This window comes from Lujinxingia litoralis, assembly GCF_003260125.1.
GTDB classification, from domain to species: domain Bacteria; phylum Myxococcota_A; class Bradymonadia; order Bradymonadales; family Bradymonadaceae; genus Lujinxingia; species Lujinxingia litoralis.
This window is the reverse complement of the sequence record NZ_QHKO01000011.1, coordinates 34,788-49,179: the sequence shown is the minus strand read 5'-3', so window position 1 is coordinate 49,179 and position 14,392 is coordinate 34,788. Positions and strand designations below refer to the sequence as shown.

The 14,392-nt window shown below is 64.6% G+C and carries 10 protein-coding genes; 1 reads left to right on the top strand and 9 read right to left on the bottom strand.

Annotated elements, in window-relative coordinates; genetic code table 11:
- Positions 1-60 precede the first annotated feature (60 nt).
- The 5 genes from topA to lpdA all read right to left on the bottom strand — a co-directional run bounded on the left by topA (position 61) and on the right by lpdA (position 7,875).
- Complete coding sequence (gene topA, locus DL240_RS17300; RefSeq protein ID WP_111731156.1) at positions 61-2,604, bottom strand: type I DNA topoisomerase; 2,544 nt, start codon at positions 2,602-2,604, stop codon at positions 61-63.
- A gap of 318 nt (positions 2,605-2,922) precedes the next feature.
- The gene (locus tag DL240_RS17290) at positions 2,923-4,395 is read right to left on the bottom strand and encodes a tetratricopeptide repeat protein (protein ID WP_146618381.1); all 1,473 of its coding nucleotides are present in this window, start codon (positions 4,393-4,395) and stop codon (positions 2,923-2,925) included.
- A 147-nt stretch (positions 4,396-4,542) separates the two neighbouring features.
- Positions 4,543-4,872 carry a thioredoxin gene (gene trxA, locus DL240_RS17285; RefSeq protein ID WP_111731153.1) on the bottom strand — a complete coding sequence of 110 codons (330 nt, stop codon included), beginning with the start codon at positions 4,870-4,872 and terminating at the stop codon, positions 4,543-4,545.
- 182 nt (positions 4,873-5,054) lie between these two features.
- Positions 5,055-6,377, bottom strand: a complete 1,323-nt coding sequence (locus tag DL240_RS17280; protein ID WP_111731152.1) for a dihydrolipoamide acetyltransferase family protein — start codon at positions 6,375-6,377, stop codon at positions 5,055-5,057.
- 82 nt (positions 6,378-6,459) lie between these two features.
- Positions 6,460-7,875, bottom strand: coding sequence for a dihydrolipoyl dehydrogenase (gene lpdA, locus DL240_RS17275; RefSeq protein WP_111731151.1), 1,416 nt, complete (start codon positions 7,873-7,875; stop codon positions 6,460-6,462).
- A 1,044-nt stretch (positions 7,876-8,919) separates the two neighbouring features.
- Here lpdA and DL240_RS17270 point away from each other — a divergent pair.
- A complete protein-coding gene (locus DL240_RS17270; protein ID WP_111731150.1) occupies positions 8,920-9,510 on the top strand; it encodes a flavodoxin domain-containing protein in 591 nt (196 codons plus the stop codon).
- 756 nt (positions 9,511-10,266) lie between these two features.
- Here DL240_RS17270 and DL240_RS17265 read toward each other — a convergent pair.
- From DL240_RS17265 to DL240_RS17250, 4 genes are read right to left on the bottom strand one after another with little or no spacing between them, the layout of a single operon-like run.
- On the bottom strand, positions 10,267-11,310 hold the full coding sequence (locus DL240_RS17265) for a hemin-degrading factor (RefSeq protein ID WP_111731149.1): 1,044 nt from the start codon (positions 11,308-11,310) through the stop codon (positions 10,267-10,269).
- Positions 11,304-12,125 carry a heme ABC transporter ATP-binding protein gene (locus tag DL240_RS17260; protein ID WP_111731148.1) on the bottom strand — a complete coding sequence of 274 codons (822 nt, stop codon included), beginning with the start codon at positions 12,123-12,125 and terminating at the stop codon, positions 11,304-11,306. The genes DL240_RS17265 and DL240_RS17260 overlap by 7 nt, the downstream gene beginning before the upstream one ends.
- A 51-nt stretch (positions 12,126-12,176) precedes the next feature.
- Complete coding sequence (locus tag DL240_RS17255) at positions 12,177-13,277, bottom strand: FecCD family ABC transporter permease (RefSeq protein ID WP_199589853.1); 1,101 nt, start codon at positions 13,275-13,277, stop codon at positions 12,177-12,179.
- Positions 13,274-14,299, bottom strand: coding sequence for a heme/hemin ABC transporter substrate-binding protein (locus tag DL240_RS17250; RefSeq protein WP_146618380.1), 1,026 nt, complete (start codon positions 14,297-14,299; stop codon positions 13,274-13,276). Before DL240_RS17250 ends, DL240_RS17255 begins: the two co-directional genes overlap by 4 nt.
- Positions 14,300-14,392 lie beyond the last annotated feature (93 nt).

Here is a 14,392-nt window from a genome sequence, read left to right as displayed (position 1 = left end):
AAGCCGCCCCGGGTTCCGGGGCGGCTTTGTGTATCTCGGTGCGCTTAACTCAAACCTGGCTCAGCCAGCGCTCTTCTGCTCGATCAGCTCCAGGGCCTTCTCCAGGGTCATGTCGTCGGGGTTGGTTCCCTTGGGAAGCGACGCGTTGACCTTGCCCAGCTTCACGTAAGGCCCGTAGCGCCCGTCGAGCACGTTGATGGGCTTGCCACTATCCGGATCCTTACCCAGCTCCTTGAGCACCTTGCGCGTGCTCGCACGACGCCCCTTGGGCTGCGCCAGCAGCTCCAGCGCCTGCTCCAGCGTCACGGTGAAGACCATCTCCTGCTCCGGCAGGTTTCGGTACTCCTTGCCGTGCTTCACAAAGGGCCCGTAGCGCCCGATACCCGCCTCCACCGGCTCCCCATCCTCGGGGTGATCGCCCAGGGTGCGCGGCAGATCCAGAAGCTGCGCGGCCTGCTCCAGCGTCACATCCTCGGGCTTCATGCCCCGGGGCACCGAGGCGGTCGGCGGCTTCTTGTTGTCTTCGGTGCGCTCGCCCAGCTGGAAATACGCGCCGTAGCGACCGTTCATCAAGAAAATCGGCTCGCCCTTCTCCGGGTGGATCCCCAAGGACTCCGGTCCCTGCTCGCGCTTCTCCAGCAGCTTGAGGATTTTGTCGTAATCCAGGTCGGCCGGCGGAATGTCATCGGGCACGTCCACGGTCTTGGTCTCGCCCTCGACCTCGATCTGCACGTAAGGCCCGTAGCGTCCCACCTTGAGCGTGGCCGGGAAGTCCTCCAGCATGACCTCTCGGGCCAGGTCGGGCTCGATCTTCTCCTCGCCCTCGGTGACCTTATCGGCAAACGCGCCCTTGCGACGGTAGAACTCGTGCAGGTACTCGACCTTGGAGCCCTTGCCCGCGGCGATCTCATCGAGATCGTCTTCCATCCGCGCGGTGAACTGCGTGTCGACCAGCTCGCCGAAATGCTTCTCCAGAAACTCGGTGACCGCAAAGGCCATGTAGGTGGGCACCAGCGTGCGCCCGACCTTGCGCCCGTACTTCTCGCCAGCGGTGATCTTGCTCATGATCGTGGCGTAGGTACTCGGACGCCCCACCCCTTCTTCCTCGAGCACCTTGACCAGCGAAGCCTCGGTGTAGCGCGCCGGCGGCTTGGTCTCGTGACCGATGGCCTCAAGCTCATTGCAGTCCACGCTGGCGCCTTCCTGGAGCGCGGGCAGCAGGACCTCGCGATCTTCGAGGGCCGCTTCCGGGTCGTCGGCGCCTTCGACGTACGCCCGCATGAAGCCGGCGAAGTCAATGCGGTTGCCGTTGGCGCGGAACACGTAGGTGTGCTCCTCGTCACTGACCTTCAGATCCACGCGCACGCTGGTCTTTTTGGCGTCGGCCATCTGACTGGCCACGGTACGCTTCCAGATCAGGTCGTAGAGCTTGCGATCGCGGCCCTTCAGCCCCGACTTCTGCGGATGCACGAAGGCGTCGCCGGTGGGACGAATCGCCTCGTGAGCCTCCTGAGCCCCCTTGGACTTCGAGGCATACACTCGCGGCTTATCGGCCACGTACTCCGCCCCGTAGAGCTCGCTGGCGGCCTTGCGGGCCGCACCCAGCGCCTGCTGCGAGAGGTTCACCGAGTCGGTACGCATGTAGGTGATGAAACCGTTCTCGTAGAGCGACTGCGCCACGCGCATGGTGTCCTTGGCCGACAGCCCCAGCTTGCGGCTGGCCTCCTGCTGCAGGGTCGAGGTGATGAAAGGAGGCTTGGGACGGGTGGTGTACTGACGCTCGCTGATCTCCTCCACCGTCCAGGGGCGGCTGGCCAGCTGGTCGACCATCTTCTTGGCCTGCTTCTCATCCAAAAGCAGGACCTTCTTGCCTTTGGCGATCTGGCCGGTGTTCTCATCAAAATCTTTGCCGGTTGCCACCCGGGTGCCGTCGACCTGCTGAAGCACCGCCTCAAAAGCAGCACCCTTCTCGCTCATCTGGGCCTTCAGATCCCAGTACGACCCCATCTTAAAGCGACGGCGCTCCCGCTCCCGCTCCACCAGCAGGCGCACCGCCACCGACTGCACGCGGCCGGCCGAGAGACCGTACTTGATCTTCTTGCCCACCAGCAGCGAGAGCGGATACCCCACCAGGCGGTCCAGAATGCGGCGAGTTTCCTGAGCGGCCACCAGATGATCATCGACCTCCCGGGTGTTCTCCAGGGCGCGCTCGATGGCCGTCTTGGTGATCTCGTGAAAGACCATGCGGTGGGTCGGAACCTTGGGCTTGAGCTCGGCCAACAGGTGCCAGCTGATCGCCTCTCCCTCACGGTCTTCATCCGTTGCGAGGTAGAGGGCGTCGGCTTTCTTGAGCTCGGCCTTCAGCTCCTTGATCGCCTTCTTGGACCGCGGATCCTTGACCACGTAGACCGCGTCAAAGCCCTCCTCGGTATTGACCCCGAGGCTCGCCCAGGACTCTTTTTTATACTTCGCCGGCATCTGGCTGGCGTTGTCCGGGAGATCGCGGATATGGCCCAGCGAGGCCTTCACCACAAACTCCTTGGGCAGGTATTTTTGAATGGTCTTCGCCTTCGAGGGCGATTCCACGATCACAAGTTTCGACATAAGGGGCGTCCCGAGATTCGCTGTTCATCCATGTCCAGACTCCGCGGCTCACAAGGTCCAGATCTACGCGCTCAACCCGGGCTGGCAAGCTCTATCCTTGCCACCGGATCGAGGCATCAGACCCGTCGTGCGCTGACCCTGCGGTGGTCTTCATAGAGAAGAGCCCCGGGGTTTGTCCAGCGCCGCAGTTGGAGAGCCAAGAGATTGACCCCGGTCCCGCCGCACGGGGCGACCGCGGTCTCCGACCACAAAAAGAGCCCCCGAGCGCCGCGGCGCTCGGGGGCTGCAAAGGGCAACATGAGCCCGGCGACGGCGCGCTCAGCGCTCGTCGTCGGCGTCATCCTCCTGTTCGGCCGGCGCCTCCTCTGCGGGAGCACCGCCCGACTTCATCATCTTATAAAAGTCCCGCATCTGCGCTTCGAGCTGCTCGGTCGTGAGGTTGGAGAGATCCATCTTTTTGAGTGTCTCCTCGTCAACGTCGGGCATCATGCCTCGGGGCAGGTTTTTCATGATGTTGGGCGCCTGCTTGAGCGCCATCTCGACCAGGGGTTTAAACGCGCCGCGGATGTTGCCCGAGTCATCAAAGAGCTGGTCGAGCATGCCAAAGGGATCGCCACCGGGCAGCTTCGCGCCGGCGCCGGTACCATCGCCGCCGGCCCCAAAAGCGCGACCAAAGGCCGAGGGATCGAAGTCTTTGCCCAGCGCCTCCAGAAGCGAGGTATCCAGCGCGGGCATCTCCACCGAATCGTAGGCCGGACCGAGCAAAAACATCGGGAGCTCCGGCGCCGCGATCTGGGCGCGCTCCAGGTCGGCGCCGGCGGCCTCCTCATCGCCTTCCCGCTGATAGACGACAGCGCGCACGCTGTAGGCGTCGGGGAGGCTGGGATCGAGGAGCACCGCACGCTCCGCGGCCTTCTTCGCCGCCTGAAGCTTGTCCGCGGCCAGCTGCACGCTGGCGAGTTGCACAAAGGCAAAGGCCTCGTCGGGATAGGAATTGGACGCGCGCAGCGCGTCTTCCCGGGCCAGGCGATGCTCCCCACGCACCAGGCGCAGATGACTGCGCATCAGGATGGCTTCCAGCGCAAAGTCACTGCCCTCGCCAACCGCAATATCGAGCAGGCTGAGCGCGTCATCGATCTGCGCGCGCAGCATATGCAGGCGAGCCATCGCCAGAGCGTAGTCCGGGTCCTCAGGCTCCAGCTCGCGGGCGGCGCGCAGATCGCGCTCGGCGGCCTGGATCTCGCTCAGACGCAGGTGCACCTCACCACGCAGCGCCAGAATCTCGGCGTTTTCGCCATCAAAGGTCAGCGCGTGCGTAAGGTCGGCGCGGGCCTCCTCGTACTCCTCCAGCTCCACGGCCACCAGCGCGCGGCCCATAAGAATGGCCGGGTCATCACCCTCTCGGCTGATCGCCTCGTTGAAGTAGGCCTGAGCCGCCTCGGGCTGATCGAGCTGGTAGCTGGCCCAGCCGGCTACGGCCATGGTGGCTCCGTCGCGCCAGCCAGCCTTCCAGGCCGCCTGGGCATCGGCCAGGGCGTCATCGAGCTCGTCGAGGTCCAGGTGCAGCTCGGCACGCCGGCTCAAGAGCCGCCCGCGCAGCAGGTCATCATCGCTGCGCTCCGAGGGGCTCTCGGCGCCCGGCCCCATCATGTCGATCATCGCGCTCAACCGGCTCACCGCCTGATGCGGCGCTCCGGCCTCAATCAACGGATTGAGCTCGGCCTCAAGCTGCGACCACATCGCCTGATGCGCCTCGGAGAGCTGCTCGGGGGCTTGCTTCACGTCACTCATCTTCACCACGTCCGTCCAGGGGCTGGCCAGGGCGTCGACACCCTATCGACGGACGCCCGCTCTCAACACGAAAGCGGGCGTCCTCTGGCGAGCTTCAAGGTTGTGCGGCGCCCGGGGCGCCGGTGTGCAAAGTGCAGCAGCGGCTGCTTACTTCGCCGCGCTGGCCTTTTCAAAGAGCTTGCGCAGGGGCTGCTCGCCCTGGAAGCCCAGCATCACGTCCACCACGTCGTTACCGCGCATGGCCACGACCATGGGGATGGAGCGAGCGTTGAACGCCTGGGCCAGCTCGGGCTCCTCATCGATGTTGATCTTGCCAACCTTGACCTGACCGTCAAACTCGCCAGCGAGCTTGTCGATGACCGGGCTCAGTGCCCGACAGGGACCACACCAGGGGGCCCACAGGTCGACGATCACGGGAACATCGGCGTTGACCACTTCGTCATTGAAGTTGTTCTTGTTGAAGGTATGCGTCGTCACGATGGACTCCTTCTGAGATACCGTGCGTCAAGCACGTAAGTCGTTCACTGGAAGTTTGACCCGCTCGCCAGTCGAGAGGGCCATCTACCTTAAAGGATGCAGCCGGACCCGGGGAGGTTTCAATTCTCCTGATTCGAGCCCCAGGGGCGGCCGCCGGTGCCAGGCACCGGCGCCCTCCTGAATCACTCCCACCCCTCAAGGGTCTGGCGGATATGCGCCAGAAACTTATCGGCGGTCGCCCCGTCGATCGTGCGGTGGTCAAAGGACATGCAGAAGATCGCCGTGGGCCGCACCATGATGGCGTCGGTCTTCTGATCGACAACCACACGCTTTTTGATGGCCCCGGTGCTGATGATCGCGGTCTGAGGCTGATTGATGATCGGCACGCCGAACTCAGGCCCGAAGATGCCGTGGTTAGAGAGGGTAAAGGTGCCGCCGCGGACCTCATCGGGCTTCAGCCGCTTGGTGCGGGCGCGCTCGGCCAGATCGTTGATGGAGCGGGCAATGCCCAGCAGGCTGAGCTCATCGACGTTACGCACCACCGGCACGATCAGCGAAGCCTCCAGCGCCACAGCCACCCCCACGTTGATGTCGCCGCGGTAGAGCAGCTGGTCGCCATCCAGCGAGGCATTGACCACCGGGAAAGCGCGCAGCGCGTCGGCCACCGCTTTGACCATGAAGGCGGTGAAGGTGAGCTTGACGCCCCGCTCCTCAAACTCGGCCTTCATGCGCTTGCGGGCGGCAAACACCGCCGAGAAATCGATCTCATGGATGGTATGCGCATGGGCACTGGTGGCACGCGAGCGGATCATATGCTCAGCGATCGCCGCGCGTTGCGGGCCCATCGGCTCAAAGTGATCACGCTCCCCGGGGGCAAGTCCCGGAGAAGCCGGCGCCGGACGCGAGGGCTGAGCGATGCGGCCGGTCGAGCCATTGGTGCCCTGCGCGCGCTCATGAGCGCCCGACTCGATAAAGGCCATGATATCGGCCTTGGTCACCCGGCCGCTCAGACCGCTGCCATCGATCTGCGAGAGGTCGGCGATGCCGTGCTCCTGCGCGATCCGGCGCACCAGCGGGGTGGAGCGGGTGCGGCGAAGCTCCTCGCGCGAAGGCACGCCCCCGCGGCTGGGGGTGGGGGCCTCCGCCAGCGCGGTGGCCGTGGCTCCCGAGGTGCGCGCGCCGGACGCCGCCCCGGTCGAAGCGACCGTCGACGCGGCGGCCTTCGCCGCGCTCTCGGGCGCGGCGGCCGGGACCTCGCCGGCCTTCGCCTCGGTGTCGAGCACGGCGACCACCGTATTGATCTCCACCGTATCGCCCACCTTCGCCAGACGTTCCACCAGCACCCCGGCGATGGGGCTGGGTACCTCGGCGTCGACCTTATCGGTGGTGATCTCGAAGAGCGGCTCATCACGCTCGACAACATCGCCGATCTCTTTGAGCCATGCGGTCACCGTACCCTCGGTAACCGACTCTCCCATCTGCGGCATGACCACTTCGCTTCGCATCTCGCCATCCTCTCAATCAGTTTGAAAACGTTGGACGATCCCCCCGACAGACGCGCACACCGCGCGCGCCTGCTCCGACGACTCAGATATGGATCGCGTGCCCCATCGCGGCGTGCGCCGCCTCGGCCACGGCCTCGGCCAGGGTCGGGTGCGGGTGAATCGTCATCAGGAGCTCCTCGATGGTCGACTCCAGCTCCATGGCCAGGGTCCCCTCGGTGATCAGCTCAGTGGCCTTGGGCCCGATGATATGCAGCCCCAGAAGTTCGTCGTACTTCTTGTCGGCCACGATCTTCACAAACCCTTCGGTCTTGTTGAGGATCGCGGCCTTGCCGATCGCGCTGAAGGGGAACACGCCGGTCTTCACATCGTAGCCGGCTTCCTTGGCCGCGCGCTCGCTCAGCCCCACCGAGGCAACCTCGGGGCTGCAATAGGTGCACATGGGCACCAGGCGGTAGTTGATGGGTCGGGGATTTTTACCCGCGATATGATCCACGGCCAGAATCCCCTCTTTGGAGGCCACATGCGCCAGCCAGGGGGTGTCGACAATGTCGCCGATCGCGTAGACGCCGGGCTCCCCGGTGCGCATGAACTCGTCGACCTCGACCACGCCGCGCTCGTTGATTTTGAGCCGGGTTCCCTTCGCGCCGATGTCCTGCGTGCGCGGAGCACGCCCAGCAGCCACCAGCAGGTGCGAAGCCTCAATGGTCTGCGAGGAGGTCTTATCTCCCTTCTTCGTCTCCACGACCATCTTGACGCCGGCCGCGTCGGCTTTGACATCGGTGACCCTGGAGGAGGTCAACACCGTCATGCCCTGCTTCTTAAAGGACTTCTCGGCCTCGGCGCTCACCTCATGATCTTCGCTGGGGAGCACGGCGGGCGCCATCTCAATGAGCGTGACCTTTGAGCCGTAGCGCAGAAAGACGCTGGCAAACTCGGTGCCCACCGCGCCGGCGCCGATGACCACCAGGTGCTCAGGCACTTCCTCCATCTCCAGGATGGCATCGGAGTCGAGCACCCGCTCCGGGCTCATGTCGATGAAGGGCAGATGAAAACAGGTCGAGCCGGTGGCCAGGATGACGTTTTTGGTCGACAGCGTCTCCTTCTTGCCATCGGCCTTCTCCACGCTGACCTTGCCCTTGCCGGCCAGACGACCGTGGCCCAGGTGCACGTCGATCTTGTTCTTCTTCATCAGGTAGCTGACGCCACCGGCGTTCTTCTGGACCACGCGCCCCTTGTAGGCCTGCATTTTTGCCATATCCAGGGCCACATCGTTGGCCATCACGCCGATCTGGTCGCCTTTCTTCAGCGTTTCGAGCATGTCGGCGGTGTGCAACATCGCCTTGGTCGGGATGCAACCGCGCAGCAGGCAGGTGCCGCCCAGGCGCTCGGTAGGTTCGCGCTCGACGATGGCCGTCTTCAGCCCCGACTGCGCCGAATGAATGGCCGCGACATAGCCGCCAGGTCCCGATCCAATCACCACGACATCGTATTGACTCATGCCCGACTCCTGCGCCTTATTAAGGGATCAAAAATTCCGAGGATAGACCGCCCGTAACCTACTACGGCCCCCCCTCATGTCAAGGCTCGGGCAGCTTGCCAGGGCCCGGAATGGCGCGGCCCCCGGCCAGCATGTGGCCCCCCGAAGACGCGACACCGCCGGGCTCATGCTCCCTCGCTCCTTCCCTCGTCACAAACCCGGTTCAGGCACCGCTGACTGTGCTCCTTTTGAGCGGGATACCGAGAGAACTCAAACCCTTGTAAACCCTCATGATAGTTCAACCGGGGGTCAGACATCGGCACGGGCAACCGGGGGATGCAGATGTCGGCGAGTGGGTCCCGGGCTTCGGAGCCGAACACAAAAAACCCGGGCCTTAGAGGCCCGGGTTTTTCTGTGTCATGTGACCGCCGGCGTTTTCTACAAAACGCCCGGCATCTCACACGACTCATGTGGCTGCTTCACCCCTGCCCACGTCTCGTAAGACGTGGACAGATATCATGAAGCCGCTCGATCAAGTGATGCCTGCGCCTGCTGAAAGACGTCGAGAGCATCACTCGACCCTTGCGCCATTCCATCATGCCCGCATCACTTAAGACGCCTTTAACACGATAGAACTTCTTAAAACATCAGTACTCTTGCGAACCCACCGACAAGAGCACTGACATCGGCGCTGCCACGAAGCCTCGTTCTCTCTTCGTGACTTAAGTTTAATGTGTGCACTTTCAGCCGCTCACCAACCAAAAACCTCGAAAGCCCCCCGAGTCCCGGCGCTCTGCGACCACTCCACACGCGGGCGGCCGCAGTGAGAGGGCGAAGACGATTGGGGGAGCGCCCGGCGGGCATTCGGCAGATGCAACAGCACCGGCTGAGTTCTTCTACGGAGGGAGTAGACCCAGGCCTTGCCTGCGGACCACCGAGCCCCCGGTCGCGGGTTGGCTCAGGGCTCCCCCCACGCGTGTCTAGATTTCGGTCACGGCCCCTTTTGCGAGCCGGCGTGCGGGCCCCGACGCCTTTACGCGCTTCCCTCTTACCCGAGGTACTCCCATGGCACACCAGGATACCATCGCCCTGATCTACAGCAGCCAGGAAGGCCAGACCGAGAAGATCGCCGGGCATCTGGCCGACTACTTTAAAAGCAAATCTTATCCCATCGAGCTCCTGGATGTGGACGATCTCCCCGACGACTTCTCCCCGGAGCACTACGCCGGGGTGATTCTCGGCGGCTCCATTCATATCGGGCGCTTCTCAAAAGCGCTGATACGCTTTGCCAAAGCGAATCATCACGCGTTGAACCAGGTGGCAAACGCGTTCTTTTCGGTGAGTCTCTCGGCGGCCGGAGATGACGAAGAGAGCCGCCAGGAGGTGCATCACTACTTCGACGTCTTTTTGGAAGCGACCGGCTGGCAGCCGATGCTTCTGGCGGCCTTCGCCGGCGCGATGCCCTTCTCGCGCTACGGCTTTATGAAACGCATGATCATGCGCTCGGCCGGGCGCCGGGCCGAAGGCGGCGAGAAACTCGATACGAGTAAAGACTACGAGTACACCGACTGGGCCTCGGTCGACGCCTTTGGCGACGAATTTATCGACCAGATCGCCACCAAGCAGACCCACTCCGAAGCACCGAGCGCCCCCTGATAGGGACGGGCGCCCCCCTCCCCCCTATCCGCCGCGTCTCTTTGAGATTGGCTGACCGGGGGTCGGACATGTGACGCGACGGTGTCTGACCCTCGGTCGAACATGTGACGCGTTCTTGTCTGTCCCTCACTCGGACATGTGACGCGACGGTGTCTGACCCTCGGTCAGACATGTCACCCCGTTCACCCGCATAAACACTCGACTTTGTTCGTCCCTGGGTCAGACATGTGACGCGTTCTTGTCTGTCCCTCGGTCAGACACCTTGCACGACCTTGTCTGACCCTCGGTCAGACATGTCACCCCGTTTAGCCGCATAAACACTCGACTTTGTTCGTCCCTGGGTCAGACATTTCGGGGCAGACATGTCACCTGGACCCGACCGCCCACCGCACGCTCCACAACAAAAAACCCGGGCCTCAAGGGCCCGGGTTTTTCTGTGTCGCCTGGCACCTGCGTTTTTTTCAAAACGTCGACGGCGTCACGCGACTCATGTGGCTGCTTCATCCGGTGTCGCATTGCTCCTTGATCGCGACACCTTGCTTTGAAGCTGCTCGATCAAGTGATGCCTGCGCCTGCTGAAAGACGTCGAGAGCATCACCCGACCTTCGGCGCCGTCGTGTCACGTTTGCGTCTCGAAAGACGTCGAATCCGTGATTTGACCTTTATGACTTCAGATGCCTTCCGAAGAACTCATCTGTTGTCTGCGCCAGCACGAAGCATCCTGCTCTCTTCGTGACTTAGTTTTAATATGTGCACTTAGAGCGCGTGGGCAAGCGTTCGCCAGGCATCAATTTCGGGAACCCCCGGTTTGCGGGCGCCGAAGAAGAGTGCAATCACCTCTCCCTGATCATCAAATACTTCCAGAGCCGTGACATCACCGTCGACGGTGGGCTTGGTCACAACCCAGGCCTGGGCGATATCACCGTCTTTCAGGTGCAGATTAAAGGTCGGATCGAGCACATTGAACCACTCCCCGGTGCGCACCAGGCGGTGAACCTGGCCGCTGAAGATCTGAATACACCCTTTGCTGCCGACAAAGCACATGATGGCCAGCTCCTGGTCCCGCGCCGCCTCCAGCATGGTGACGACCGCGCCGGGATCGACCTGACGGGCATATCCCTTGGGCGCCAGGCGCATGGCCTGGGTGCGCGTCACGCCAAACTCGCTCAGCATCCCAAAAAACTCGTGGGTATCCTCCAGCGCTTGCCAGCGGGCCTGGAAGCCCGCCACATCGATCTCGGCGTCGGGCGTCTCCGGCGCTTTCGCCTTGCGGGCCTGCGTCTCCATCAAGGGCGACTGATCTTCGCTGCGATACTGCTCGACAAACCCCTCCCAGGCCGCCTCGTCGGTGTGCTCGGTCCGAAAGACCTTGTGCACGGCCGTCCCGTCGATGTCGAAGAATTGCAGGCTCTTGCGCACGCCCCCCCGAAAGGGCGTCTCCACGGCAAAACCATGATGCCAGGACCACATAAACAGACGCAGATCGATAAGCGGATGGAGCACCAGGCCGGTCATGCCATCAAACGAGATGTCTTCGTAGCGGCCGTGCACCTCATGAACCGCCGACTCGTTGCGGGTCAGCGCCATGACTTCGCCAAAGGCCTCAAAGGCCCGGATCATCTCCTTAAAATCCCCCTCCAGGCGCTGCACGCCCTGGCCTATCTGGCTGGCCAGCAGCTCGCCCTCACTCACCCCCAGGCGTTCGGCGGCGCGGCGAGCACGGATCTTGGGCTCGGCCTCTTTGAGGGCGTGGAGCTGGTTGAGAAGGGGCGAAGGATCGTGGGTGTGGGTGCTCAACATGGTGTGGTCTCCTGAGAGTGAGAGAGTCGGTCCCCGAGCACGACCACCTGCAGGGCGCCCGTGGCCGGGTGGTCGACGATGTCGGCGTCGACCCCGAAGTGAGTTGCGAGAAGTTCGGTGGTGAACACGTGCTCCGGCGGCCCGAGGGCCTGCAGACGCCCCTGGGCCAGAAGCGCCACGGTGTCGGCAAAGCGCGCGGCCAGGTTGAGGTCGTGCAACACGCAGATCACCCCCACGCCCAGCGCACAGAACTCCCGGGCGACCCGCAGCGCGGAGAAGGCGTGGGCGACATCGAGCTGGGAAGTGGGCTCATCTAAGAGCAGGTAGCGCGGGTCCCGGCGCTCCGGCCCCACCTGGGCCAGCACCCGGGCAAAATGCACCCGCTGGCGCTCGCCACCGGAGAGCGTGGTATAGGCCCGCTCGGCCAGGTGCTCGATGCCCACAAGGCGCAAACAATCCCTGGCGAGCACCTCGTCGACCCAACGGATACCCCCGTCATGAAGGGGTTGGCGCCCCATCAGCACCACGTCGATGACCGGGAAGGGGAAGCTCAACGAGGGCGATTGCGGCAAAAACGCACGCACCCCGGCCAGCGCATCCAGGCGCCAGCGGGCCAGCGGCTTCGCCCCCAGCGTGACCTCGCCGCCCGAGGGCCGCAGCTCCCCGGAGAGCGCTCCGAGCAGGGTGGACTTCCCCGCGCCGCTGGGGCCCACCACCGCCAGGAATTCGCCGGGCTTCACGCCCAGACTCACATCGCTGACGATGGCTTCGCCGCCCAGGCAAAGGCTCATATCGATGGCTCGAAGCTCAGGCATCACCGGCCTCACACAACGCTCGCAACACTTTGATTTTATGAACAAAAACCATCAACCCACTCCTTTTAGCTGCCGGGCCAGAAGCCACAGGAAGAAGGGGGCTCCGATCAACGAGGTGATCACGCCAATAGGCAGCTCCGCCGGCGCGGCTACCGTGCGTGCCAGGGCATCGGCCCCCACCAGCAGGGCCGCCCCCAGCAGCGCCGAGCCCGGGAGCACCAGGCGATGGTCGGCGCCGCCGGCCAGCCTCAAAAGGTGGGGCACCACCAGCCCGACAAAGCCCACCATGCCCGCAAAACCCACGCTGGCGCCGACGGCCAGCGCGCTCAGCGCCACCACGCGCTTCTTGACGGCATCGGCGTCGATGCCCAGGTGATAGGCCTCCGACTCCCCCAGGAGCATGGCGTTGAGCTGACGCTGCTGGGCGATCAGCCCCGCCATCGCCAGGACGGCCACCGGGGTGGCCAGCGCCAGCACCGACCAGCTGGCGGTGGTCAGGCTGCCGAGCGTCCAGAGCGTAAAGTCGCGCAGCTCGGTGTCGCTGGCGGCGTAGATCAGCAGCCCCAGCCCGGCGCCGCAAAACGCGTTGATGGCGATGCCCGCCAGCAGCATCGTCGCCACGTCGGTGCGGCCGCCGCGGGTGGCCAGGCGATACACGATGGAGGTGGCGATGAGACCGCCCACAAACCCGGCAGCCGGGATCATTGCGCCGGCCAGCCAGCCGGCCTTCATCCCCGAGAGGGAGCCGCCCAGCATCATCGCGCACGCCACCCCCAGCGACGCGCCGCTGGAGACGCCGATAAGCCCCGGGTCGGCCAGGGGATTGCGAAAGATCCCCTGCAACGCAGCGCCGCTCACTCCCAGGGTCGCACCGACCAGCGCGCCAAAAAGCACGCGCGGGGCGCGGATCGTGCCCACCACCGCCAGGTGCATCGCGTCGGCCTCGGCGCCGCCGAAAACGAGCGAGATAAGCGCCGAGCGCACCTCCCCCGGGGCGATGGCCACCGCCCCGGCGCCCAGGCTGACCAGCGCCACGACCACCAGCGCCCCGCCCAGGCTGACCAACGTCAGCCCCCGGCGCCGCGCCCGCTCGGCGGCCCGTCCGCTCGGCGAACTTCCAAACTCGGCGTTATGGGGCATCGCTGCGCTCATTGCGGTGACTCCGCCCGCTCAAGGTTTGCGAATCCCGCGCTGAGTTCGCTGACCGCCTCCCCGAAGCGAGGGCCGAAGCCCAGCAGTTTGAGATCGTCGACCACGACCACCTGCCGGAAGCCCGCCGCCGGAGTCTGGCTCATGCCCGGCAGCTCCCAGACCTTGTCGACGCCCCCCAGGCTCTTGAGCCCCTTCTCGGTCATGACGATCACGTCGGGGCGAGTGGCGATCAGCCCCTCGGCGCTCATCGGGCGAAAGTCCTCCACCCCGGAGACAAGGTTCGCGCCGGCCAGCTCAATGGCGGTGGCGGCGCTTGTGCCACGGCCGCCGATGAGCAGGGTGCCCGGGCCGCGGGCGTAGACAAAAATCGCGCGCGGCTCCCCGTCGACCCGGGCGGCGGAGGCTTCCGCGTTCTCCAGCGTCGCGTCGAACTCGGCCACCAGCCCCCGGGCCTCTTCGCTGCGTCCGAGCGCCTCGCCGACCTTGAGGATGCGTTCGCGAGCCTGGGCGATGTTATGGGGCTCCTCGAACACCGTGACCTCGACGCCGGCCGCTTTGAGCTGGTCGACGACCTCGGCCGGGCCCACGCCCTCCGAGGCCAGCACGCGCCCGGGACGCCTGGAGAGCACGGCCTCCACAGACGTCTTTCGGTAGTAGTCGAGCGTGGCGACCGCGGCGGCCTCGGGCGGGTATTCAGCGGACTTGTCGGCGGCGACGACCTGATCGCCTGCGCCCAGCGCAAAGGCGATCTCGGCGATGGGGCCGCCCAGCACGACCAGGCGCTCGGCTTCGACGGGGTCGTCTGCCGCGGCGGCCTCCGCGCCATCGGCGCGCTCTTCGGGTTGCGTGGCGGTGCTGGCCTGGGCGCCTCCCTCGTCGGTGGAGGTCTTCGCGCCGGAGTCGCAGGCGATCTGGGTTGCCGCACACAGGGCCACCAGCGCCATCGCCAGCGCGGCCAGCGCGCGGTCCATCACACGCGACTTCGAAGAGGTAAGTGCGGCCCCGGCCCTGTCCTGGTTCATGATCTTCATCCTTTCTCAAAAAGTTCCAAACCCCATCCGCCGGGGTTACTGACTCAACGCGACACCATGGATATTGAAACGCATTTTCATTTT